Here is a 20,360-nt window from a genome sequence, read left to right as displayed (position 1 = left end):
GCGCGACAGGTGCAGATGGAAGCCGGACCCGCCCTCCTCGTTGAAGGGCCTGGCCATGAAGGTCGCCAGCCGCCCTTCCGTACGCGCGATCTCCTTGACGGCCGCTTTGAAGCGGAACGCGCGGTCGGCGGCGTCGAGCGTCGCGGAGTGAGCGAGGTTGATCTCGAACTGGCCGCTGCCGAACTCCCGGTTCCCCGCCGTCGTGCCGATCTTCAGCTCTTTCAAGTGCCGTAAGGTTCGCAGCAGATAACCGACGGGGTCGCCGCGCAGCCCGGCGCTGTAGACATTGCCCGGGGCCTGCCCGTACGGCGGCCAGCCGGTGGCCGCGCCCTCGTCCCGTTCGCAGAGGTAGTACTCCAGCTCCGGCCCGATCACCGGGTGCAGTTCTTCGCCGGTCCGGTGGAGGACGCCACGCAGCAGGTCGCGCGGGGACTCCGGGGCCGGGTGCCCGGTCGCCGGGTCCAGGGCGTCGCCCAGGTGTGCGGGGAGGGATGCGGTTCGGGTGTGTTGTTTGGCGCCCTGCTTTGTTTGGCCTCAAACGGTATGTCCGGTCCGCCGCGCTCCTCAAGAGGCGTGCCGCATCCCGGCCCCGCGCGGCGGGCGCACCCGTACAGGAGCCCAGGACGTCGGCCGAATCTTCGTGGCTTCTGCCAGTACGACCGCCCGCCGGGGTGCGGAGAGACTGCCCGCCACGGGCCGCGGCGCCCTCCGGGGGCGGAGGCCGGGGTCACGGACATGACCGAGCGCACGAGAGGACCGCACGGTGGGCGTGCAGCAGTACGACGAGATCGGCGAGGCGTTCGAGGGCTTCAAGTCCCTGCCGCTGGCGCAGTACGCGGAGGTGCCCGGCTTCCTGACCATGGTCGGGGACGTGGCAGGGAAGTCGGTGCTCGACCTGGCCTGCGGCACCGGCTTCTACAGCCGTGAGTTCAAGCGGCGCGGTGCCGCAGAGGTGCTGGGCATCGACATCTCCGGCGCCATGGTCGCCGCGGCCCGGAAGGCGGAGGAGCGCGATCCGCTGGGGGTGCGCTACGAGGTGGGCGACGTGTGCGCATTGCGGCCCCTCGGGGAGCGCTTCGACATCGCCACGGCGGTCCAGCTGCTCAACTACGCGCCGGACATCGCCGCCATGGAGCGGATGTGCCGCAACGTGCACCGCAGCCTTACGCCCGGCGCCGAGTTCTTCGTCCTCGCCCAGACGCCCGACTACCGCTTCGACGGGCCGTCCCCGCGCAAGTACGGCTTCGTCACCGAACTGACCGGCGAGGAGGCCGAGGCCGGACCGCGCGTGCGGACCACGGCGCTGCTCGACCCGCCGATCTCCTTCGTCAGCACCTGCCCGCGCCGCGAGGTGTACGAGCTGTGCCTGCGGGCGGCCGGGTTCGGCGACGTGACGTGGGTCCCGCTGGGGGTGTCCGACGCCGGTGTACGCGCATTCGGCGCCGGCCACTGGGCGGACTTCCTCGCCAACCGCCCACTGGAGATGCTGCGCTGCCGCGCCGTCTGACGGCCGACGGGGGCCTGGCGGGTCGGACAGCAAGTGGTCGGCCGTACGGGGCGATCGGGCACGCCCGGTACGGGCGAGCCGTGCCCGGTGCGGACCGGGCAATGGCCATTGTCGAACGAGAACGGGCACGTTCGGGCAAGATGTGTGGTGCGACGGGCCGGACCGGGCGGCTTCGATACCGGTAGGAAGTGAGGCCAGGACCGTACGGGGGAAGGGAACGGCGGTATGCCACACACCAGTTGAGCAGCCGGCACGAGCGCGGAGCGCCCGGTCGCCGGCGCCCGGGATCGGGGGTGCGCAGTGGAGGCCGAGGAGCGCCGGCGCCGCATCGTGGAGGCCGCCCGCGAGGCGGGATCGGTGGACGTGGGCAAGCTCGCCGCGGATCTCGGGGTGGCCAAGGAGACCGTACGGCGGGATCTGCGGGTGCTGGAGGAGCACGGACTGGTGCGGCGTACGCACGGAGGCGCGTATCCGGTGGAGAGCGCGGGGTACGAATCCACCCTGGCGTTCCGGACCACCATGCACCTGTCGGAGAAGATCCGGATCGCGTCCGCCGCGGCGTCGATGCTCAGCGACGCGGAGAGCGTCTTCATCGACGAGGGCTACACCCCGCAGCTCATCGCCGCGGCGCTGCCCGCGGACCGCCCGCTCACCGTGATCACGGCCTCCCTGGCCACCGCGGCGCTGCTGGCCGCCCGGCCCAGCGTCACCGTGGTGCTGCTGGGCGGCCGGGTGCGCGGCGGCACCGTGGCCACGGCCGACCACTGGGCGGCGGGCATGCTGTCCGAGTTCGTCGTCGACCTGGCGTACATCGGCGCCAACGGCATCTCCCGGGAGTACGGCCTCACCACCCCCGACCCGGCGGTGAGCCAGGTCAAACAGCAGGCCGTACGGGCGGCCCGGCGCCGGATCTTCTCCGGTGTGTACACCAAGTTCGGCGCGGTGAGCCTGTGCCGCTTCGCCGAGCCGGCGGACTTCGAGGCCATCGTCACCGACACCCGGCTGCCGCAGGGCGAAGCACACCGCTACTCACAGCTGGGCCCGCAGGTCCTACGCGTGTGACGGCGCGCCGTGGGCCCGGCTGACGGAGGCGACGAACAGGGCGGTCAGGCGGCGGTCAGGCCGCGGCTGCTGAGCCCGTCGCGCAGCGCACGCATCGCGTAGTACACCCGCGACTTGACGGTACCGGGCGGCACCCCCAGCAACTCCGCCGTCTGCGCGAGGCTGCGGCCCATGAAGTACACGTGCACCAGCACCTCGCGGTGGTTCGGTGCCAGCTCCCGCATGGCCTCGATCACCACCCGCCGGGTCAGGGCGCGATCGACCCCGTCGGGTACGGGCGAGACGGGTACCTCGGCGGCGCCGACCTCGACGGGCCGGGCCCTGCGCGAGCGGTGGCCGTCGATGACCAGATTGCGGACCACGGTGAACAGCCAGGGACGCAGCGCGTTCGTCGTCGGATCGAGGTCGTCGGCGCGCTGCCAGGCGCGGAACGCCACCTCCTGCAAGACGTCCTCCGCACGGTGCCGGTCGCCGCCCAGCAGCCGGGCCGCGAAGCCGAGCAGGGCCGACCCGTGCCGTTCGTAAAGGGTGTCGAGGAACTCCTCGGCCTGCCGCGCCGAACGGGCCGGTACGGTACGGGAGTCCTTGGCGCGCCCGGTCAGCGGCAGTGGTGTCTCCACGGTGTGACTCCTCACGTTCACGTGCTGTGAGCTGGGGCGTTCGCCCCGGGCGCGCGGGGGAACACGCCACAGAAGACGTTGTAACGCCGTGGGAGCACGACCGGGGTGTCCGTGTGGGCGGGCAGCGTGACCGAGTTGGCGGGGCCGCCCGCTTCCGCTTCGTACGCCGACGTGCCCTACCGCGCGGCCGGGCGCGCGGGACGGTGCCCGGAGCGTCCGGCCCGGCGTCCGCCGTGTCCGAACCGTCGCCCGTTTCCCGCCCGTACGGGCAACGCGCCCGGCGGCCAGGCCCGGGAACTCCAGCCGGGCGGCTCCGGCGCCGGACCGATGATGACCGAACAACGAGCCGATCATCACTCTTTCGCAGGAAATGATGATCCCGCACGGGGGACGGGGCGCCCGAAGCCCCGTCCGCTCCGGCGCCGGCCGGTTCACTGAAAGCTCCCACAGGACTTCACCCCACAGGAGCACCGGACATGCCCGAACAGGGACAACAACGCGACACCCCGCCCCTCGGCGCGGCCGCACAGCACACCGCCGCCGGACTGGAACAGGCCCTCCTGCTCGCGGTCGGCGCTGCCGACCTCGTGCTCGACCACGTACGCCAGGCCGCCGAGCGGGGCCAAGGACTGCTGCGCCGCTCCGACCTGCGGGAGCTGCTCGCCGACGGGGTGGACGAACTGCGCACCCGCGGCGAGCTGGCCGCCCGGCGTGTCGGCCCGGAGACCGACAACTACCTGGAGCTGATGGCCTGCCGGGCCGTGCGGCGGGCCGGCGGGCCGCATGCATGACACCGGAGAGCTCAAGAAGAGGATCGATACGTGCCTGCGGCGGCTGGCCGACGAGGAAGAAGCCGAACTGCTCCGCGTATCGGACGAACTGGCCCCGCTGTGCCGGCAGCTGCGCGCATCGCTGACGCGCGGCAAGCGGCTGCGCGCCGCCTTCCTGTACTGGGGCTGGCGCTCCTCCGGCCAGCCGGACTGCGAGGGCGTGGTCAAGGCCGCGGCCGCCATGGAACTGGTGCACGCCGCCGCGTGCACCCACGACGACATCATCGACGACAGCCGCCTGCGGCACGGCGCCCCCACGGCCCACGTCGCCTTCGCGGAGAGCGGTGCCCCCGCCTGGGGCACCGCGCCCGGAGCACCCCACGAGGTACGCCAGGAACGCTCCGCCGCGCTCGCCATGATGCTCGGCGACCTGCTGATGGGATACGCGGGACAGGTCTTCGCCACCTGCGGCCTGCCCGGGGCGTATGTGGCGCGGACGGTGCCCCTGTGGTCGTCACTGCTGCGCGAGACCATCGCGGGCGAGTTCCTGGAGGTGCTGCGGACGGGAGGCGTCGTCCCCAAGGTCGCCGAATCGCTGGAAGTGGCCCGGTACAAAACGGCCAAGTACACCGTGGAACGGCCCCTGCACATGGGCGCGACCCTCGGCGGCGCGTCCCCGAGGGTGCTCGCCGCCTTCACCGCGTACGGGATGCCGCTGGGCGAGGCGTTCCAGCTCCGCGACGACCTGCTGGGCGTCTTCGGCGACCCGGCCGAGACGGGCAAGTCCAACCTCGACGACCTGCGGGACAAGAAGCCCACCACCCTGCTCGCACTGACCGCCTCGCTGCTGCCCGCCGACCAGGGCCGGCAACTGCGCGAGGCGCTGGGCAAACCCGCGCTGGACGAGGCCGACGCCGCCCTCGTACGGCAGTGGATGGAGCACAGCGGCGCCCGCCGGCGCATCGAGGACATGATCCAGGAGCGGATCGCGCGGGCCCGCGCGGCCCTGGATTCCGTGCCGCTGCCGCCGGAGGCCCGCGCGGCGCTCGGCACGCTGGCGGACTCGGCAACCAACCGGTCCCTGTGACAGCACGGGCAACCGGCCCCGTGACAGCGAGAGAAACGAGGAGCCAGTGACCACCGAGACCACCGAGCCGGCCGTGCGGTACACCGACGCCACCCTGGACGCGCTGCGCCTGCAAGGCGATCCGCTCGCCGACGCGACCGTCACGGCCATGTTCGAGCGCGGCGAGGTACGCGACTTCAACACACTCATGCGCTTCTTCAGCACCGCGGGCAACAAACTGCCGCAAGGTCTGCCGTCCTCGGCGGCCTCCTACCTGGAGGCGACCGGCATCCCGCCCACGTGGGTGGACTGGGACATCATGGAGCGCGCGCGGCTGTTCTTCATGGACAACGCCGCCCACATCAACACGGGGCTCTCCTTCGCGGCGATGCCCGCCACCTACGCCGTACCGCGCGTCGCGAAACTGCTCGCCTCGACGCATTCCATGGACTACCCCTCGCGCCGGATGGCGAACACGGGCCAGTTCGTCACGTACCTGATGCGGACCAACGCCTTCGAAGAAGGCAGCAAATTCATTCCGGCCGCCCAGAAGGTCCGCCTGCTGCACGCCGCGGTGCGCCGCCACCTGACCACGTCGGGCCGCTGGGACACGGAGCGCGACGGCACGCCGCTGTGCCAGGAGGACATGATCGGCGGGCAGATCTGCTTCTCGATCCTGGTACTGGACGCGATGCACCGCCTCGGCATCCACATGAGCGAGGAAGGGGCGGAGGCGTACTACTACGCGTGGCGGGTCGTCGGGTCGATGCTGGGCTGCGACATGGAGGCGGCCCCGAAGAACCTCACCGAGGCCCGCGCCTACGCCGATATCTACCTCACCCGCAACCTGGGACCGTCCGAGGACGGGGTCCGGCTGAACGACCAGCTGATGCGGATGTACGAGGACGTCGTCCCCGGCACCCTCTTCGACCCGATCGTCCCGGCCACCATCCGCTTCCTGGTGGGCCCGACCATCGCCGACTGGCTCCGGATTCCCCGCAGCCCCTGGGACACGGCGGCCAAGGCCGTCCCCGTCCTCCTCGGTGTGCTGGAGGCCATCGAGGACAGCAGCCCCCTGGGCGAGTGGGCCCTCGACAAGGCGGGCAACCTCCTCACCGCCTTCGAACTGGGTTCCCTCACCCGCGGCCGGGTCATGCAGTACGCGATCCCGGAGGAACTGAAGACCGACTTCGGGGTGCGCTCACAGCAGCGTCGTAACCAGCGGTGGGTGCCGCCCGCTCCGACGGTGGTGGGGGTGGACTGACGCCGTGGGCGGCCGGGGCGGTGGAGGCCCGGTCGCGTACCATGCGTTGGCAGCTCGGTCCGCCTTTCCCCAAGCCCCGCACCGGCCATGGTGAGCCGGCGGCATCAACGACCGTATGAGGGATGCTCACTTATGGCGCTCACACATTTCGGTTTCCTCTACACGGCTCCCGGCAGCACCGCCGGCGGCGATGTCAGCGTGGTGGACACCGGCGAGTGCCGCAGTGTCCTGGTCGGCGTGCGGAAGCCCGAGGAGGGTATCGAGGTCGCCCGCCGCCTGGTGAGCGAGGGCGTGCAACTGATCGAACTGTGCGGAGGGTTCGGCCCGGTGTGGACCGGGCGGATCATCGAAGCCATCGACGGAGCGGTTCCCGTGGGCGCGGTCGGTTACGGACCGGAAGCGGTCGACCAGGTGCACGCCATCTTTTCCTGAGCGTCTTCTCCTGACCGTGCGGCCGGTGCCGTCCACCACGTCACCGGCCGCAGGGAGCCGGCCGCCGCCCGGCTCCCTGCGCGCGTCACCTACGGCCCGCTCCCTCACCGGAGCGACGTGTCACCGTCACGGCCTCCGGTCAGCCGCAGTGTCACGAAGGCCACCACCCCGGCGGTGATGCCGAAGGTGAGGGCGGCCGGGACCCCGACACCGAGTTTCGAGAACAGGTGCGCGGGGCCCCATACGCCGACGGTGCCGTCCGTCACCGAATGCAGCAACTGGCCGGCCAGCAGTCCCAGTACGGTCACGCAGACCGTGCCCACCGCCATCGCCGGAACCGTGATCCGGGTGAGCAGGCCCGGCAGCAGCCGCAGCCCCCACCAGATCACGCCCAGCACGAGTACGTCGACGAGCCGGTACAGCAGCCAGTCGCCGAGCGGCGTGTTCCCCGGGCCCGACCACCCGCCGAGCAGCAGCCATTGGCGCAGCAGATCGCCGGGCTCGGACAGCATCCCTCCGCCGGCGAACGAAGTCTGGATCCAGGCCGCCACCGCTTCGTACGAGAGAGCCACCAGCGACAGCGCGATCACCGCGGTACCGGCGCTCGCGGCCAGACGGGCGGCGCGCGGCGGCACACCCGGCCGGGGCGGCAGGTCCGCACCCTTGGCGGTGATACGCGCCACGGCCACCGTGAGCAGAGCGGCCAACAGCGCAGCGAACACCATGACCGGTCCGCTCGACGCGATCACGCCCGCCAGCTGCGGCAGGATGCGGAAGCTGCCGCGTCCCCCGGATGCGATCAGCCACGGCGCGGAGACCGTCATGGCCAGCGTGCCGGCCACCGGGCCCCAGGCCCACAGCGCGAGCAGCGTGGCCGGTGTACGGCGCCGCGCCGGCGGAATCCTGCGGATCAGGAGCAACGCGCCGGCCAGGTGGAACGCGAAGACCGCCACGAATCTGACGTGCATCGCGGTGCGGTACAGATCGGCGTACCGGGCGCCCGCACCCGCGTCCGCGCTCCCGCCGGACAGCGGCCCCGCCGGAGGGTCGTACGCCCAGGGCGCGAGCCAGCGCCGCAGCTCGTTCACGGTCTCGATGCCGAACACGCCGCCGGCACCCGGCAGTTGCAGTGCCTGTACGCTCGCCCCCGCCCACCACAGCAACAACGTGACCAGCAGACTTCCGACGAGTGCCGGTATCACGGCACGCCGGTATGTCATGTTCTTACCCCCCTGCTTCGGCCCTGCGGCCTTTGAACGATCTTGATCAGCAAAAGCGTACGGGGTGACGACGGCGCAGGTGACGGCGCCGATCGCGCCGACGGCGACAAGGCGGCGGGCCGGGGGTGTTGACGGCTTCCGCGGTCTCACAGAAGCCCCAGAAGTCCGTGCAACTGCCAAATGTCACGTCCGGTCAAGAACCTGCCGGCCGTGACCACCGTCTCCCAGACGTGAGATCAGTCAGGAGGGCACCGGCTGTGGCGCACTCCGTGAGCGGACCGCCCGCAGCCTCGCCTCCACCCTGCCCGGTGCCTGTCGCAGGGGAGGGCCCGGGGCTGACTCCGGCTCCGTACGAAGAAGATCGTAAGAGACCTCTGGCAATGACTCGGAGGACGATTCCGGTGCGGCTCGTTGCCCGGCACGCAGAGCGGCGTGCGTTCGATCGCTTGGCGACCTCGACGGCCGACGGGCGTGGTGGGGCCCTGGTGGTGGCGGGGGAGGCGGGCATCGGCAAGTCCGCGCTCATCGACGCGGTGGCGGGAACCCTGGACGGGTTCGAGGTGCTGCGGGCCGCCGGTACGGAGTTCGAGCGCGATCTTCTCTACGCGACGCTGCACCAGCTGTGCGCCCCGGTCCTCGACCACCGGCGAAGACTGCCCGCCGTGCAGCAGCGGGCGCTGGAGGCGGTGTTCGGCCTCGGCACGGAGCCCTCGCCCGACCCGCTGACGGTCGGTCTCGCCGTCCTGGGACTGCTGCACGAGGTGGCCAGGCACGGGCCGGTCTGCTGTGTGGTGGACGACGCCCAGTGGATCGACGACGCCTCGCGGCGCGTGCTGGTGTTCGTGGCCCGGCGGGTGTCCGCCGAGCGCATCGCGGTGGTGTTCGCCGCGCGCGATGTCGGCCCGCCGTCCGGACTCGCGGAGTTCCCGCGCGTACCCCTCGCGGGCCTGGGCGACGAGGACGCCCGGGCCCTGCTGGGAGCGGCGACGCACGCCGGGCCGGACGCCGAGGTCATCGACCGGATCCTGGCCGAGGCGCACGGGAACCCGCTGGCGCTGCTGGAGTTCGCCCACCACGCGGAACCCTTCGGGGTCCTCGGCCCGCGGCGCTTCCGGGCCAGTGTGGTGGAGGCGCTGGAGGAGCAGTTCGTCCACCGCTTCGAGCGGCTGCCGGACACGACCCGGCCGCTGGTGACGCTCGCCGCGGCGGAGCCGGTCGGCGATCTCGACCTGCTGCGCCGCGCGGCGCGGCTCCTCGGGCTGGAGGCCGGTGACCTCACCCTCGCGGAGAACGCCGGGCTGCTGACCCTGGGGCCGCGGCTGCGCTTCCGGCACCCGCTGGTGCGTTCCGCGGTCTACGCCTCGGCCACCCCGGAGAAGCGCCGGGGCATGCACGGCGCCCTGGCGGAGGCGACCGACCCGGAGACCGACCTCGACCGCCGGGCGTGGCACCGGGCCCACGCGGTCATCGACGCCGACGAGAACGTCGCCGCCGAGCTGGAACGGTCCGCCGACCGGGCACGCCTGCGCGGGGGCTTCGCCGCGGCCGCCGCGTTCATGGAGCGGGCCGGGCAGCTGACACCCGCTCCCGGCCGCCAGGCCGGGCGGCTGCTCGTCGCCGCCCAGCTGCGGTTGCAGGCCGGGGCGCCCAACGAGGCCCGGGCGCTTGTCCACCGGGCGGAGCGGCGCCCGATGGACGACAAGGGCCGTGCCAGGGCCCGCCTGCTGCGGGCACGGATCGACTATCAGCTCTCGCACGGTCCGCAGGCCACCGCCAGGCTCGTCGATGTCGTCACGGAGCTGGCCCCCGAGCAGGCGAGGGAAACGTATCTGGAGGCGCTCGCGTCGTTCATGTACAACGACAACCAGGTCGGCTGTCTGCAGGAGCTCGGCACCCGGATCCGCAAGCTGGCCCCGAGGCGGACGTCCGTCCGCCCGGCCGACCTGCTGCTCGACGCCCTGCTCGATCAGGCCATGCTGCCCGTCGAACGGGCGGTGCCCGCCATGCGCGACGCGGTGACGGCATACCGTACGGACGCCGGCTCGTCGGGCAGCCGGCGGATGAACCTGCTCTGTCAGGTCGTCATCGACCTGCGGGACGACGAGGCGATGGAGGAGATCGCGGACCGTCAGGTGGACGTGGCGCGCCGCCAGGGCTCCCTGGCCTCGCTGCCCCAGGCCCTGCGCTACCAGGCGGTCGCCAGGGTCGCGGTGGGCCGGTTCGACGAGGCGGCCGTCAGCCTCAGCGAGGCCCGCGCCCTCGACGAGGCGGCGGGCACGGTGCCGCTCCTGGGGCCCGAACTCGTCCTCACCGGCTTCCGCGGCGACCCGGACCGCTTCGGCGAACTGCGGGGGCGCCTCGGCCGTGACGGGCGGCCGTTCGAGGCCGCCGGTGAACACTACGCCAGGGCGGTCCTGCACAACGGGCTCGGCCATTACGAAGAGGCCCTGGACGCCGCGCTGGCGGCCCAGCGCAGGCACCAGGCCGGCTCGTACTCGATCTGGGCCGTCTACACCGAGCTCATCGAAGCCGCCGCGCGCGCCGGGCGCCCTGCGGACGCGGCCGTGGCCATGGAACACCTGGAGGCACTGGTCCGCACGAACCCCACGCCGTGGGCCGTCGCCGAATGGTTCCAGGCGCAGGCCCTCCTGGAGCGGGGTGAGGACTGCGAAGCGCTGTACCGGCAGGCCATCGGCCACTTCGCCCGGACCCGGGTCGGGGTGCTGCACGCGCGCGCCCGGCTGACGTACGGGGAGTGGCTGCGCCGTGCGAACCGCCGGGCCGAGGCCCGTGACGAACTGCGGACGGCGCACGACATGCTGTCGCGCACCGGCGCCCGCGCCTTCGCCGAACGCGCGGCCCGGGAACTGCGCGCCACCGGCGAACAGCCGCGCCGGCCCGGCGAGGACCCGCTGGGCCGCCTCACCGCGCAGGAACGGCTCATCGCCGGGAAGGTCGCCGCCGGCGCGACGTCCAAGGAAGTGGGCGTGATGCTGTTCCTCAGCCCCCGCACCATCGACACCCACCTGCGCAACGTGTACCGCAAGCTGGGCATCTCCTCGCGCCGACAGCTCCGTGAAATGCCGCTGTGACGGTCCGGCTCCGCAGTACGTCACCCTCCGTCCCCGGTTCAGGACTGGTCCGCACCGTGCCGGCCGAACAGCTCGATCTCGGCCACTGGCCACCTGCTTCTCGGCGGACGCGGCGTGCGCCCACTCGATGGTGAAGCGGACCGCGGTGGCCTCACCGACACGGAACGCGCGGCGCTGCCCGCCCGCGCCCGGGTCCAGGGTGAGTGCGCGGGTCGTGGTCCGTCCTTCCCGGCGACCGTCGCCTTGACCCGGTGCGGCAGGGCGGACGTGTCGAGCCGGTCGGCGCGGGCGGGCACCCCCGGACCCCACCACGCGTTGCTGGGCTTGTCGAAGGCCGGCTTCGGCCCGTGGCCGGGGTAGGAGCGCGAGGCCCGGATCTCGTCCGGCTCGACCGGGGCCCGCTCGGCGAAGGGGTCGCGGGTGGCGTCGATGCCGTCGGGGAGGTACACCACGCCGAGGATGACCGCCCGCCGCCCGGCGCGGACCAGATGTCGGCGACGGAACGGGCCTCCGGCGGGCTGCCGCCCACGGTCACCGGCACCGCCGGGCCGAGGCGCCCGAGCGTTTCCGGAAGCTCATCGGCGGCGATCAGCTCGTGCGGCAGCAGTGTGGCCGGCACGGCGGACAGCAGCCGGTGTTCGTCCTGCGGCGTCTTCGTCCGGGCCGTCACCAGGTAGGAGAGCCGGAACCAGCGCGGCGGGCGACGGTGGCGCACGACGGTGTCCCGGTCGTTGCGCAGCGCCGTGCGCCCGCGCTGCCGCTGGGATGCGTCCTCCCGTACGTCGTACAGGTAGGCGTTGACGGCGGGTGCGTTGCGCCGGGCCGCCCAGTCGCGGGTGGGCGCCTCGAAGGACACCTCGATACCGGCTCCGGCCAGTGCCCCGCCGCCGATCAGGCCCTTGAGGACTTCGTCCACCTCGTGAATCACCTACGCGCTCCCGCCTGCCGCCCGCAGTCCCGGCCGGCTCCCGGCGTCGGCTTCTTCGCGGCCCTGCCGCCGATCGTGCTCCCCGTGCCGTCCGCCGCGCAGGCACCTCGGGGACGGTGGCGGGGCAGACCGCGTGCCCCGAGGGGCCTCGATGCTCGTGCCCCGAGGGGCCTGTCTCGGCCGCCCGCCCGGTCAGATGTAGCCCTCGCGGAGCGCGTACGCCACCGCGTGCGAGCGGTTGCGCAGGTGCAGGCGGGTGGTGAGGCCGTGCATGACGTTCTTGACGGTGCGTTCGGAGTACGACAGCTTGCCGGCGATCTCCGTGGTATCCAGCCCCTCGGCCACCAGCCGCACGACATCCACCTCACGCGGCGTCAGCCCCAGGAAGGAAGCGGGATGGTCGCCGCCGCCCCGGTGCAGGCGCCCCACCTGGCTGATCAGCCGGCCCAGCAGGTCGGCGGGCAGATCGCCGCCGCCCTCGGCCGCGGTCAGCACCGCCTGCACCAGCCGGTGCGCGGTGGCCTCGCGGCGCCAGACGATGGCCCCGGCGCCGCACTCGATGACGTCCAGCAGCTCGTTCTCCCGGATCGTCCCCACGACGAGCACCACCCGCGCGCCCTCGCTGCGCACGGCCCGCCGCAGCCGGGCGAGCGCGCTCTCGTCGAGGACGTCCTCGACGAGCACGGCCACGGAGGCGGACCCGGGGCCCTCACAGAGATCGACCTCCGGGTGGCGGCGCAGCTGACCGACGACCCCCTCGCGGCTGATCGGGTCGGATGCGGTGACCGTCACCCGCACCCGGCTCACGGTGGGTACGGCAGCCATGACGGCCGGGCGCGTGCTGAGCAAGTGATTCCCCCCTCTTCCCTGTCCGGACATGGGTCCGGTACGTGGCTGTGCTGTCAACCATGCCGCCGGGAGGGCAAATGCCGCATCGGCGAGAACTACGTAAGCGGGGCCTACGTAATGGAGGGACGCTCATTCCGGGGTGGGCCGGTCCGGGCATGGGCGGCCATGTGACTGTACAAGCGTTTCCGCGCCGGACCCTGGCCCCGTACCGGCGCCGGTGGGAACCTGCCGGATGGGGAGATGCCCTCTCGTCGGGGGTGTGGGGGCATCCGCTTGCCCGAAAGGCGTGAGGGGGCCGTCATGGGGGCGCTGTCCACCAGGTTCACCGAGAGGTTCGCCGTTCCGTACCCGTTCGCCTGCGCGGGCATGGCCTTCGCGGGCGGGACCGCCGATCTGGCGGTCGCCGTCACCACCGCGGGCGGCGTCGGCGCGGTGGGGGCCGCGCTCATCCACCCGGACCACCTCCGGCAGATCATCCACGAGATCCGCGCGGGCACGGGCGAAGCGCCGTTCCACGTCAACCTGATCACGTACTTCGACAACACCGAGCACGTCCGCGTCTGCGTGGAGGAGCGGGTCCCGATCGTCTCGTACCACTGGGGGCACCCGCCGGCCGAGCAGATCGGGCGGCTGCGCGCGGCCGGGGTGTCGGTGTGGGAGCAGGTCGGCTCCGCGGAGGCGGCCGAGTGCGCCGTGGCGGACGGGGTGGAGGTCGTCGTCGCCCAGGGCTGGGAGGCGGGCGGGCACAACTACGGCGGCCTGCCCACCATGGTCGGTGTGCCCGCCGTCGTGGACGCCGTGGGGGAGCGGGCGCTGGTCCTGGCCGCGGGCGGCATCACCGACGGGCGCCAGGTGGCGGCGGCCCTGTGCCTGGGCGCCGACGGTGTGTGGGTGGGCACCCGGCTCCTCGCCTCGCCACAGGCGCAGGTGCATCCCGAGCACCACCGGCGGCTGATCGCCTCCCGGGGGGAGGACACGGTCCGTACGGCGGTGTTCGGCCCGGAATGGCCGGACTTCAACCCGATGCGGGTGCAACGCGACCGCGTGGTGGCCCAGTGGCACGACCGGCTGGACGAGGTGCCGGCCGACCGCAACGCCCTGGAGCAGATCGGCACCACGGTCTTCCAGGGCGAACGGATGGTGCTGCGTAAATTCAACGTGTTCCCGCCGGTGCCCGGCACGGAGGCCGACTGGGAGGAGATGCCCTGGCTGATGGGGCAGGGCGTCGGCCTCGTCCACGAGGTGCGGCCCGCCGGGGACATCGTCCGGGAGATGATGGGCGAGGCCGAGCGGGTGCTGAGCCGGTTCCGGCCCGGAGGCGCGTCATGAACGCACAGGGCCAGAAGGCCGCCGTCATCACCGGGGCGTCGCAGGGCATCGGTGCCGCGCTGGTCGCCGCCTACCGCAAACTCGGATACGGCGTGGTGGCCACCTCGCGCACCATCTCCGCGTCCCGCGCCCCGGACGTCATCGCCGTCCGCGGGGACATCGCCGACCCCGCGACCGCCGAACGGGTCGTCGCCGCGGGCGTGCAGCGGTTCGGCCGTATCGACACCCTGGTCAACAACGCGGGCCTCTTCCTCGCCAAGCCGTTCACCGACTACACCCCGGAGGAGTTCGCCTCGGTGATCGGGGTGAATGTGACCGGCTTCTTCCACCTCACCCGGTCGGTCGTCCGGCACATGCTCGCGCTGGGCGGCGGCCACATCGTCACCCTCACCTCCAGCCTGGTCGACAACGCCGACTCCCGGGTGCCCTCCGTACTCACCTCGCTGACCAAGGGCGGCCTGCAGTCCGCCACCAAGTCGCTGGCCATCGAATACGCGACACGCGGCATCCGCGTCAACGCCGTCTCGCCGGGCGTCATCAACACCCCGATGCACCGGGAGGAGGACCACGCGGCCCTCAGCGGCCTGCTACCGGTCGGCCGGATGGGCGCACCCGGCGACATCGTCGACGCGGTCCTGTACCTGGAGAACGCCACCTTCGTCACCGGGGAGATCCTGCACGTCGACGGCGGCCAGAGCGCCGGGAGCTGACGTACGGCCCGGTGCCCCGTTTTCGACCAGCAGGCAGCAGCACGCCGTCGGCCGGCTGCCTCGCTCTTCCGGCGCCATGCCGGGACCGGTACCTCCAGGCGCCCCAGAAGCGTCGCTCGTACGGATGGCCGGGTGAGCGATCCCGTATGCCGGTCGTCGGTGTCAGGCAAAGGCAACGGGAAATAAACCGCCGGCGTCGAGCCCTGACCCCGCTCCCGGAGACGCACTCATGATCGTCACCATCGTGGTGGCCGCCGTTGCCCTGGCCCTCGGCCTGACCGCCCACCACTTCCTGCGCCGCCACGACACCGACGCCGACGACGAAGGTCTGTCGGTACGGGACCTGATCAGCCCGGTACAGACCCTGACCGTACTGATCCTCGCCTTCGTGCTGGCCACCGCCGCCGGCTCCTACAACAGGGCCGAGGAGGCCGTGCACAACGAGGCCAACGCGGCCGATCACCTTGCGGAGACGGCGGACTTCCTCCCCAACGCCGCACAGCGCCGCCGGGTGCAGGCCGACGTCGTCTGCTACACCCGCGCGGTACACCACTACGAATGGCCGACCATGACCGACGGCCACAGCTCCCCGGTGCCCAGCGTCTGGACCGCCGACATGCGCGCCGCCTTCAAGGACATCGGCACGGACCAAGGCGCCTTCGGCATGCTCGTCGGGGCGGACGACGCCCGCGCCAAGGCCCGCCAGGCACGGCTGACGGAGGCGACCGCGGCGGTCCCCGCGGCGATCTACTGGTTCATGCTCGTCCTGCTCTCCATCACCGTCATCTCCCTGTGCCTGTGCATCCCCAGACGCCGCAACCGGCCCCAGCTCGCCACCCTGGCCATGGCCACCGCCCTGCTCACCGCCACCCTGCTGCTCGTCCACGACGCCGAGCGGCCCTTCGGCGGAGTCATCGCCGTAGGCCCCACCGCCATCACCGACGTCGAACACCAGGCCACCCGCGACTTCCACGCCGACGCCCCCGGCACCGCCCTGCCCTGCGACAGCCATGGACACAAGGAGAGCGGCAGCGCGTAGAGCCACCGGCGGCGGACGTGTCCACGCCGACGCCCGGGCGGCCGGCTCGTCGAGCACCGCCGTGCCGCGGCCGAGTTCCGCGCCGGTACGGTGACCAGTACGAATGGAAGCCGTGAACACGTCGTCGGGGATCGAGCTGTACTGGGCCAGCACCTGGATGGGCGATGCGAACCGGTGGATCGGCCCCGTCCTCGGCCTCCCACCGTTGCCTTTCGTCGACTTCGGCGACGCCCTGCTGCGCGAGCGCCCGGACGGGGTCCACTGGAAGTCCGCTCCACTGGTCGCCCATGCGGGCGGCCGGCCCTTCGCCTGGGTGGACGACGAGCAGACCGATGCGGACAACGCGCACATCGCCGCCACCCACCGCGGCGAGTCCTTGCTGCACCACGTCAATCCCCGTATCGGCCTACGGCACGAGGACTTCACCGCTCTGGCCGGCTTTGCCGGACGGCCCGAATTCTCAGCCGGCGGTCAGCGTGCGGTCGAGGAGAGGGAACAGACGGTCCCAGTGGCGCTGTAGGGCGGAGGGGCTGTAGGCGGCGGTGTCGGACATGGTGAAACCGTGAACGGTGTCGGGGTAGACCTCGGTGGTGTAGTCGACACCCGCGGCATCCAGGGCCTTGTCGAGTTCGCTCAGGGCCTCCGGCGTCAGGTCGCCTTCGGCGAGGCCGATGTGGACCTGTGCCGTGAGCCGGTGGGCGAGGCGGTGCGGGCTGTCGGGCGCGTCGGTGACCAGGAAACCGGGGTGGAATCCGGCGACGGCCGCCACCCGGCCGGGGTGCGCCGTTGCGGTACGCATCGCCAGGGCGGCGCCCATGCAGTAGCCGATCGTGCCGACCGGCCCGGCACCGACCTCGGGCTGGGCGGCGAGGAAGTCGAGGTAGGCGTCGGCGTCACGCAGGACCCGGTCGGTGGTGAGCGCCTCGACCAGCGGCATCAGCTGCGCGAAGACCGCGGACCGGTTCTCTTCTCCGATGTGGTCGGGAAGTTCGACCACCGGAGCCGGGCCGCTCCGGTAGTAGAGGTTGGGGACGAGTACGTAGTACCCGTGCTCGGCCAGTTCGCGGGCCTTGTTCTCCAGCTCGGGCCGCAGTCCGAAGGCGTCCATGTACAGCAGCACCCCCGGGTGCCGCCCGCCGCGGTCGGGAAAGGCGGCGAAAGCGTCCGACCGGCCGTCGGCGGTGGGAATCTGCAGCGTCTTGGTGGGCAAAGTCTTCCTTCCTCGGAGCGCACTCCATCTTCGTTTGTCGCCCTAACGGTTCAGCGCGTGTGAACGTACATCGTTAGTTGGACTAACGCAACGACTAAGATGGCGCCATGATCAGAGCCGAAGCCGCGGACCTGCCCGACGACGGCGCGCCCCGGACGCCCGACCGACTGCGCCGGCGCGCGAGCCGGCTGCTGTCACAGCTCTCCGTGCGGTCGGACCGGCTGATCACCGAGGGACTGGCCGAGGCCGACGCCCGCAAATGGCACTACGCGGTCCTCGCCTCACTGCTCGAATACGGGCCGGGCAGCCAAGCGGCCCTGAGCCGCCGCACCGGCATCTATTGCAGCGACATGGTCGGCGTACTCAACGAACTGACCGAACGCGGCCTCGTGGAACGGACCCCCGACCCCGAGGACCGACGCCGCAACATCATCACGATCTCCGCCCGGGGCCGCCGCCAACTGCACCACCTCGACAAGGTCCTCGACGACCTCCACGACCTGCTGCTGGCCCCACTGAGCCCCACCGAACGCGACCAGTTCGTAGAGCTGCTGACGCGCTTGCTGGATCATCACACCCGCGATTGAGCGTTCCGCGCCGAGTGGCATGGGCCGGCCCGCTCTTCGCAAGCCCTCGACCGCCCCACCCCGCAGCTGCAAAATAAACAACGACCGATCCACTCCCGCAACATTCGACCGGCAACCTCACCAAGGACCATGCCGTGAGTCGGAGGAAAGTCGGCTCGGCCGGTGATGCCGCGCGTGCGTCGCGGCCGATGAGCACCGGTGCAGCAGTGGGTTTCACCGTGGCCGTGCTGGTGGTTGCCAATGTGGTGAACAACCAGTGGGCGCCGGGGTTCGGGGTGCTGACTGCCGTTGTGGTCGGCGGGTTGCTGTTGGGGGTGTTGTTTCGGGCCGGAGGGAGTTGGGCGGACGCTGGGCTGGGTGCGGCGACGTTGAAGCGTGGTGCTTGCTGGGCGGTGGTGTTGGTCGGGCTGGTTGGGGTGGGGTATGCGGTGGCGGCGTTGCTGCCGGTTGGCCGGGGGCTGTTCGCGGATGAGCGGTATGGCGGGCTTACCGGTGGTCAGGTGGCGTTGCGTGTTCTGATTGCGGTGCCGGTTGGCACGGTGTTGTTGGAGGAGGTCGCCTTTCGGGGTGTGCTGTATGGGTTGGTGCTTCGGGCGCGGGGTGCGGCGTGGGCGACGGTTGTGTCGAGCGGGTTGTTCGGGCTGTGGCATGTGCTGCCTTCGCTGGGTCTGGTGGTCGACAAGCCCGCTCTGACGCCGCTGTTCGGCCGTTCCGCGGGCGGTGCGGTGATCGCGGTGGTGGCGGCGGTGCTGTTCACCGGGGTGGCGGGTGTGCTCTTCTGCGAGCTGCGCCGTCGTAGCGGAAGTCTGCTGGCGCCCATGGGGCTGCATTGGGCGGTCAATGCGTTCGGCTACCTGGTTGGCTTCCTGCTGCGGTGAGGGGGCGGTTACTTCTCGGGCGCGATGATGTCCTTCAGGCGGCCGAGGTCCTGTGGGGTGATGTCCGGGGACCGCATCACGGCGTTCCACGCGTCCACGTATTCGGTGGTGTAGGTGTGGCCGTGGCCTCTCGGTACGTCGGCGGCGAACGGGAGGTCCGCGGTGATCTGCCAGAAGGTGACGAACGGCAGCCACACCATCTGTTCCAGCACGTCGTCGCCCGGGTGCTGGCCGATCCAGTCCGGTTCGCTGTGGACGAGTTGCGGGCTCCACCAGACGATCGGATCGGACGGGTGCATCAGGTAGAGGACGCGGCTTCCGTTCCAGGGGCGGTCCGCCGGCGGGATCTCCGCGGCCGGGTCGTTGGCGAACCGTACGGTACGGCCGTCCTTGTACACGGGCTGTACCTCGGGGCTGCCGGCGTCACGGCGGTCGCTGAACTCCCGGAACAGCGTGTTGAAGGCCGGCGGGCCGGCGAAAACGGTGCCCGCGGTGCGGTTGCTCAGGTCGTACTCTCCGCTGAACGCGGTCTCGCCGCCGAAGGACCCCAGGCTCTCCCCGGCGACGAACAGCCGGGGGCGCTGGTCGGACGGCAGCTTCGACCAGGTGTCGTAGACGGCGTCGAAGAGGGCACGGCCCGCCTCGCGGGCCTTGGTCTGGTCGACCAGGTAGGACAGCCATGACGGGAGGTAGGAGTACTGGATCGCGACCGTGGCGGAGTCGCCGCCGCTGAGGTACTCGAAGGAGTCCACCGCGGCGGGGTCGACCCAGCCGCTTCCGGTCGTCGTCATCACGAGCAGGTTCTTGCGCCGGAAGCCGCCCTGACGCGTCAGGTCGGCGACCGCTTGGGCGGCGCGGGCCTCGGTGTCGTCGGATGACGCCAGTCCGGCGTAGGCCCGGATCGGTTCCGTCGCCGGGCGGCCGGTGAACTTCCCGATGGCGGCCGCCGATGGGCCGGTGCCGGTGAAGTTGCGTCCTTGCAGGCCCAGCGAGTCCCACGGTACGAGCGAGCCCGGCCCGCCGGAGCGCAGGGTCGTCGTGGGCCGGTGTGCCCCTTTCTCGGTCGTCGTGTCGCGCAGCGAGAAGGTGTCGTTGGCGAGTCCGACGAGGCCGTCGAGCAGCAGTCCGGTGACGATGGCCCAGACGAGGGCGGCGACCGCGGTCCAGCCGACGGCGGACGCGGCGCGCGGCCCGATCCAGCGCTTGAGCAGGCGTACGAGCCGGCGGTACAGGCCGCGGACGCCGCGTGCGATCAGCAGGAGGAGGGAGAAGACCAGGGCCGCGATGAGGGGTGACACCACGGCGAGCGGGACGTTGTAGTCGGTCACCCCCATCAGCCGGCGGATCTGGTACTGCCAGTACTGCCCGAAGCCGAAGAAGAGGCCGAAGAGGATGACCGCGCTGAGGGAGAAGGCGGTCCAGGACCTGGGCCGCGGGCGCCGTGGCCGCCGGTCGGCGAACGCGCGCCACACCCACGCGGCGAGCACCCCGGCCGCGTAGCCGAGGGCCGCGTTGATGCCGCAGATCAGGCCCTGGAGGAGCCCGCCGCGCGGGAGCAGCGACGGGGTGAAGGACAGGCAGGCGAAGAGCAGCGCGCCCCAGCACCCGGGAAGGGTTACGGAGAACAGTCTCCGGCGCTTACGGGACTTCGACCGCGGCGACGGCGATGGCGGCGACGACCGGCCGGAACCTTCGGCCGCTGCCGCATTCGCTCCCGCATCATCCGCAGGTGGCGGCGGACCGTCCGGTGCCCCTGCCCCGTCTCCCGCCATGGCTGCCTCCGTCCGGAAGACCCCA

General features: G+C 71.9%; 18 protein-coding genes and 2 pseudogenes. 13 read left to right on the top strand and 7 right to left on the bottom strand.

What is annotated here, in order from left to right:
- Positions 1-3: 3 nt before the first annotated feature.
- Positions 4-477: pseudogene (locus tag ADK86_RS41610) on the bottom strand (glutamine synthetase); the annotation flags it as partial.
- A 286-nt stretch (positions 478-763) separates the two neighbouring features.
- On the opposite strand from ADK86_RS41610, the gene ADK86_RS31735 reads away from it, so the two are divergent.
- Positions 764-1,507 carry a class I SAM-dependent methyltransferase gene (locus tag ADK86_RS31735; RefSeq protein ID WP_053699696.1) on the top strand — a complete coding sequence of 248 codons (744 nt, stop codon included), beginning with the start codon at positions 764-766 and terminating at the stop codon, positions 1,505-1,507.
- A 300-nt stretch (positions 1,508-1,807) separates the two neighbouring features.
- A complete protein-coding gene (locus ADK86_RS31730; protein ID WP_053699695.1) occupies positions 1,808-2,569 on the top strand; it encodes a DeoR/GlpR family DNA-binding transcription regulator in 762 nt (253 codons plus the stop codon).
- 44 nt (positions 2,570-2,613) lie between these two features.
- On the opposite strand, the gene ADK86_RS31725 is transcribed toward ADK86_RS31730, so the two are convergent.
- Positions 2,614-3,189: a sigma-70 family RNA polymerase sigma factor gene (locus ADK86_RS31725; protein WP_078952390.1), complete on the bottom strand. Its 576-nt coding sequence runs from the start codon at positions 3,187-3,189 to the stop codon at positions 2,614-2,616.
- A gap of 476 nt (positions 3,190-3,665) precedes the next feature.
- Here ADK86_RS31725 and ADK86_RS31720 point away from each other — a divergent pair, with 476 nt between their 5' ends.
- From ADK86_RS31720 to ADK86_RS31705, 4 genes are all read left to right on the top strand, one after another.
- Positions 3,666-3,980: a hypothetical protein gene (locus tag ADK86_RS31720; RefSeq protein ID WP_050501051.1), complete on the top strand. Its 315-nt coding sequence runs from the start codon at positions 3,666-3,668 to the stop codon at positions 3,978-3,980.
- Positions 3,973-5,046, top strand: a complete 1,074-nt coding sequence (locus tag ADK86_RS31715; RefSeq protein WP_053699694.1) for a polyprenyl synthetase family protein — start codon at positions 3,973-3,975, stop codon at positions 5,044-5,046. The genes ADK86_RS31720 and ADK86_RS31715 overlap by 8 nt, the downstream gene beginning before the upstream one ends.
- A gap of 46 nt (positions 5,047-5,092) precedes the next feature.
- Positions 5,093-6,289 (top strand): oxygenase MpaB family protein, encoded by a 1,197-nt coding sequence (locus ADK86_RS31710; RefSeq protein WP_053699693.1) that lies wholly within the window; start codon positions 5,093-5,095, stop codon positions 6,287-6,289.
- 132 nt (positions 6,290-6,421) lie between these two features.
- Positions 6,422-6,721, top strand: coding sequence for a DUF6506 family protein (locus ADK86_RS31705; RefSeq protein WP_030600379.1), 300 nt, complete (start codon positions 6,422-6,424; stop codon positions 6,719-6,721).
- A 104-nt stretch (positions 6,722-6,825) separates the two neighbouring features.
- Here ADK86_RS31705 and ADK86_RS31700 read toward each other — a convergent pair whose 3' ends face one another.
- A complete protein-coding gene (locus ADK86_RS31700; protein WP_053699692.1) occupies positions 6,826-7,941 on the bottom strand; it encodes a hypothetical protein in 1,116 nt (371 codons plus the stop codon).
- A gap of 380 nt (positions 7,942-8,321) precedes the next feature.
- On the opposite strand from ADK86_RS31700, the gene ADK86_RS31695 reads away from it, so the two are divergent.
- Positions 8,322-11,033, top strand: a complete 2,712-nt coding sequence (locus ADK86_RS31695; protein WP_063789126.1) for a helix-turn-helix transcriptional regulator — start codon at positions 8,322-8,324, stop codon at positions 11,031-11,033.
- 151 nt (positions 11,034-11,184) lie between these two features.
- Here the strand turns inward: ADK86_RS31695 and ADK86_RS45775 are convergent, their stop codons facing one another.
- Together ADK86_RS45775 and ADK86_RS31685 are read right to left on the bottom strand one after the other, a co-directional pair.
- The gene (locus tag ADK86_RS45775; protein ID WP_078952389.1) at positions 11,185-11,961 is read right to left on the bottom strand and encodes a DUF4255 domain-containing protein; all 777 of its coding nucleotides are present in this window, start codon (positions 11,959-11,961) and stop codon (positions 11,185-11,187) included.
- A gap of 192 nt (positions 11,962-12,153) precedes the next feature.
- Positions 12,154-12,786: a helix-turn-helix transcriptional regulator gene (locus tag ADK86_RS31685; RefSeq protein ID WP_053699840.1), complete on the bottom strand. Its 633-nt coding sequence runs from the start codon at positions 12,784-12,786 to the stop codon at positions 12,154-12,156.
- A gap of 324 nt (positions 12,787-13,110) precedes the next feature.
- On the opposite strand from ADK86_RS31685, the gene ADK86_RS31680 reads away from it, so the two are divergent.
- The 4 genes and pseudogenes from ADK86_RS31680 to ADK86_RS31665 all read left to right on the top strand — a co-directional run.
- Positions 13,111-14,139 carry an NAD(P)H-dependent flavin oxidoreductase gene (locus tag ADK86_RS31680; RefSeq protein WP_053699690.1) on the top strand — a complete coding sequence of 343 codons (1,029 nt, stop codon included), beginning with the start codon at positions 13,111-13,113 and terminating at the stop codon, positions 14,137-14,139.
- Positions 14,136-14,849 (top strand): SDR family NAD(P)-dependent oxidoreductase, encoded by a 714-nt coding sequence (locus ADK86_RS31675; RefSeq protein WP_053699689.1) that lies wholly within the window; start codon positions 14,136-14,138, stop codon positions 14,847-14,849. Before ADK86_RS31680 ends, ADK86_RS31675 begins: the two co-directional genes overlap by 4 nt.
- 229 nt (positions 14,850-15,078) lie before the next feature.
- Entirely contained in the window at positions 15,079-15,888 is an 810-nt protein-coding gene (locus tag ADK86_RS31670; protein WP_053699688.1) for a DUF4239 domain-containing protein, read from the top strand.
- Positions 15,889-16,015: 127 nt separating this feature from the next.
- Positions 16,016-16,408 (top strand): annotated as a pseudogene (locus tag ADK86_RS31665) (hypothetical protein); the annotation flags it as partial.
- On the opposite strand, the gene ADK86_RS31660 reads toward ADK86_RS31665, so the two are convergent.
- The gene (locus ADK86_RS31660) at positions 16,349-17,098 is read right to left on the bottom strand and encodes a dienelactone hydrolase family protein (RefSeq protein ID WP_053699686.1); all 750 of its coding nucleotides are present in this window, start codon (positions 17,096-17,098) and stop codon (positions 16,349-16,351) included. The pseudogene ADK86_RS31665 and the gene ADK86_RS31660 overlap by 60 nt on opposite strands.
- A 107-nt stretch (positions 17,099-17,205) precedes the next feature.
- Here ADK86_RS31660 and ADK86_RS31655 point away from each other — a divergent pair, with 107 nt between their 5' ends.
- Entirely contained in the window at positions 17,206-17,685 is a 480-nt protein-coding gene (locus tag ADK86_RS31655; RefSeq protein ID WP_053699685.1) for a MarR family winged helix-turn-helix transcriptional regulator, read from the top strand.
- Between the two features lie 134 nt (positions 17,686-17,819).
- On the top strand, positions 17,820-18,563 hold the full coding sequence (locus tag ADK86_RS31650; RefSeq protein WP_234346128.1) for a CPBP family intramembrane glutamic endopeptidase: 744 nt from the start codon (positions 17,820-17,822) through the stop codon (positions 18,561-18,563).
- A gap of 8 nt (positions 18,564-18,571) precedes the next feature.
- On the opposite strand, the gene ADK86_RS31645 is transcribed toward ADK86_RS31650, so the two are convergent.
- A complete protein-coding gene (locus tag ADK86_RS31645; RefSeq protein ID WP_199834508.1) occupies positions 18,572-20,335 on the bottom strand; it encodes an alpha/beta hydrolase in 1,764 nt (587 codons plus the stop codon).
- Between the last annotated feature and the right edge of the window lie 25 nt (positions 20,336-20,360).

The organism is Streptomyces sp. NRRL F-5755 (genome assembly GCF_001279365.1).
GTDB classification, from domain to species: Bacteria; Actinomycetota; Actinomycetes; order Streptomycetales; family Streptomycetaceae; genus Streptomyces; species Streptomyces rimosus.
This window is presented reverse-complemented; position numbering and strand designations above follow the sequence as displayed.

What these genes read in the sequence shown, in the direction of transcription:
- ADK86_RS31705 (WP_030600379.1), top strand. Translation starts at nt 6,422, where the DNA reads ATGGCGCTCACACATTTCGGTTTCCTCTACACGGCTCCCGGCAGCACC.
- ADK86_RS31645 (WP_199834508.1), bottom strand. Translation starts at nt 20,335, where the DNA reads ATGGCGGGAGACGGGGCAGGGGCACCGGACGGTCCGCCGCCACCTGCG.
- ADK86_RS31670 (WP_053699688.1), top strand. Translation starts at nt 15,079, where the DNA reads ATGATCGTCACCATCGTGGTGGCCGCCGTTGCCCTGGCCCTCGGCCTG.
- ADK86_RS31715 (WP_053699694.1), top strand. Translation starts at nt 3,973, where the DNA reads ATGCATGACACCGGAGAGCTCAAGAAGAGGATCGATACGTGCCTGCGG.
- ADK86_RS31695 (WP_063789126.1), top strand. Translation starts at nt 8,322, where the DNA reads ATGACTCGGAGGACGATTCCGGTGCGGCTCGTTGCCCGGCACGCAGAG.
- ADK86_RS31700 (WP_053699692.1), bottom strand. Translation starts at nt 7,941, where the DNA reads ATGACATACCGGCGTGCCGTGATACCGGCACTCGTCGGAAGTCTGCTG.
- ADK86_RS31685 (WP_053699840.1), bottom strand. Translation starts at nt 12,786, where the DNA reads ATGGCTGCCGTACCCACCGTGAGCCGGGTGCGGGTGACGGTCACCGCA.
- ADK86_RS31680 (WP_053699690.1), top strand. Translation starts at nt 13,111, where the DNA reads ATGGGGGCGCTGTCCACCAGGTTCACCGAGAGGTTCGCCGTTCCGTAC.
- ADK86_RS31655 (WP_053699685.1), top strand. Translation starts at nt 17,206, where the DNA reads ATGATCAGAGCCGAAGCCGCGGACCTGCCCGACGACGGCGCGCCCCGG.
- ADK86_RS31675 (WP_053699689.1), top strand. Translation starts at nt 14,136, where the DNA reads ATGAACGCACAGGGCCAGAAGGCCGCCGTCATCACCGGGGCGTCGCAG.
- ADK86_RS31720 (WP_050501051.1), top strand. Translation starts at nt 3,666, where the DNA reads ATGCCCGAACAGGGACAACAACGCGACACCCCGCCCCTCGGCGCGGCC.